Source organism: Kitasatospora sp. NPDC052868, from assembly GCF_044547105.1.
Taxonomy (GTDB): Bacteria; Actinomycetota; Actinomycetes; order Streptomycetales; family Streptomycetaceae; genus Kitasatospora.
Window position 1 is genome coordinate 1 of record NZ_JBITZW010000057.1, and the last position, 2,254, is coordinate 2,254.

At 69.8% G+C, this 2,254-nt stretch carries 1 protein-coding gene; it reads right to left on the bottom strand.

The genetic code is table 11. The features are described 5' to 3' along the window. Positions 1–2,254: amino acid adenylation domain-containing protein (locus ACIGZJ_RS36875; RefSeq protein ID WP_396461385.1), on the bottom strand; the 2,254-nt coding region annotated here is incomplete at both ends.

Consider the following 2,254-nt stretch of genomic DNA (forward strand, 5'->3'; position numbering starts at 1 on the left):
GTCGGGACGATGTAGGCGATGAGGCGTTTGTCGCCGGGGGTGTCTTCGCGGGCGAGGACGGTGGCGTGGGTGATGTCGGGGTGGGTGGTGAGGGCGGTTTCGATTTCGCCGAGTTCGATGCGGAAGCCGCGGATTTTGACTTGGTGGTCGGTGCGGCCGAGGTAGTCGATGCTGCCGTCGGGGCGCCAGGTGACGAGGTCGCCGGTGCGGTACATGCGTTCGCCGGGTTGGCCGTAGGGGTTGGCGGTGAAGCGTTCGGCGGTGAGGGCGGGGCGTCCGAGGTAGCCGCGGGCGAGTTGGGTGCCGGCGAGGTAGAGCTCGCCGGGGGTGCCGGCGGGGACGGGTTGGAGGTTGTGGTCGAGGACGTAGAGGCGGGTGTTCCAGATGGGGTGTCCGATGGGGACGGTGGTGGTGTGGGGGTGGGTGTGGCAGGGCCAGGCGGTGACGTCGATGGAGGCTTCGGTGGGGCCGTAGAGGTTGTGGAGGGGGGTGTTGAGGTGGGTGAGGAAGCGGTCGCGGAGTTCGGTGGGGAGGGCTTCGCCGCTGCAGAAGACGGCGCGCAGGGTGGTGCAGGTGGGGGCGGTGGGGTCTTGGAGGAAGGCTTGGAGCATGGAGGGGACGAAGTGGGTGATGGTGATGTTGTGGTGGCGGATGAGGGTGGTGAGGTAGGCGGGGTCTCGGTGGCCGCCGGGGCGGGCGAGGACGAGGGTGGCGCCTTCGAGGAGGGGCCAGAAGAGTTCCCAGACGGAGACGTCGAATCCGAAGGGGGTTTTCTGGAGGATGCGGTCGGTGGTGGTGAGTTGGTATTCGTGTTGCATCCAGGCGAGGCGGTTGGCGACGCCGTGGTGGGGGATGGTGACGCCCTTGGGGCGGCCGGTGGAGCCTGAGGTGTAGATGACGTAGGCGGGGTGGGTGGGGAGTAGGTCGGGTTGGGGGTTGGTGGCGTCGAGGCCGGCCAGGAGGGTGAGGGTGTGGGGGTCGTCGAGGACGATCCGGGTGGTGTTGTCGGGGAGGGTGTTCTGGAGTGCGCGGGTGGTGATGACGAGGGTGGGCCGGGCGTCGTCGAGCATGTAGGCGATGCGGTCGGCGGGGTGGTCGGGGTCCAGGGGGAGGTAGGCGGCGCCGGCCTTGGTGGTGGCGTAGAGGGCGGTGATGAGGTCGGTGGAGCGTTCCATGTGGACGCCGACGATGGTTTCGGGGCCGGCGCCGTGTGCGGTGAGGTGGTGGGCGAGGCGGTTGGCGCGCTCGTTCAGCTCGGCGTAGGTGAGTTCGGTGTCGCCGAAGATGAGGGCGGTGGCGTCGGGGGTGCGGGTGACCTGGGCGTGGAACAGTGCGGGCAGGGTGGTGGCGGGCAGCTCGCGGTCGGTGTCGTTCCAGCCGGTGAGGATGAGGGCGCGCTCGGCCGGGTCGAGGATCTCGATGCGGCTGACGGGCTGCTCGGGCTCCGCGGCGGCGGCACGCAGCACCCGCACGAAACGCTGCGCGATCGCCTCGGCCGTGCTCTGGTCGAACAGATCGGTGGCGAAGGTCAGCGCGCCGTGCAGGCCGACCGCCTTCCCGTGCGCGTCGTGCAGCTCACGGAGCTGGAAGTCCAGGTCGAACTTGGCAGGCAGCTGCCCGGTCGCCACCAACACAGCCTCGATACCCGGGAGTTCGAGGGCGGCCTCGGTGTTGTTCTGGAGGGTGAGCATGACCTGGAACAGCGGGTGCCGGGCCATTGAGCGGGTCGGGGCGAGGTCCTCGACGAGGCGCTCGAAGGGGACGTCCTGGTTGGCGAAGGCGCCGAGGCCGGCGTCCTGAACGCGGGTGAGGAGCTCGTCGAAGCTCGGGTCGCCGCTGAGGTCGGTGCGCATGACGAGGGTGTTGACGAAGAAGCCGACCAGGTCGTCGAGGGCTTCGTCGGTGCGTCCGGCGATGGGAGTGCCGACGGGGATGTCGGTGCCCGCGCCCAGGCGGTTGAGCAGGGTGGAGAGGGCTGCCTGGAGAACCATGAACAGGGTCACGCCGCGGGAGCGGGCCAGGTCGGCGAGCTGCTCGTGCAGTTCGGCGGGGATGTCCAGGTCGTGCGTCGCGCCCTGGTGGGTGGCGACGGCCGGGCGGGGCCGGTCGGTGGGCAGCTGGAGCTCTTCCGGCAGGTCGGCCAGGGCCTTGCGCCAGTGGGTGAGCTGCTGGGACAGGACACTCTCGGGGTCGGTGTCGTCACCGAGGAGCTGCTGCTGCCACAGGGTGTAGTCGGCGTACTGCACCGGCAGCG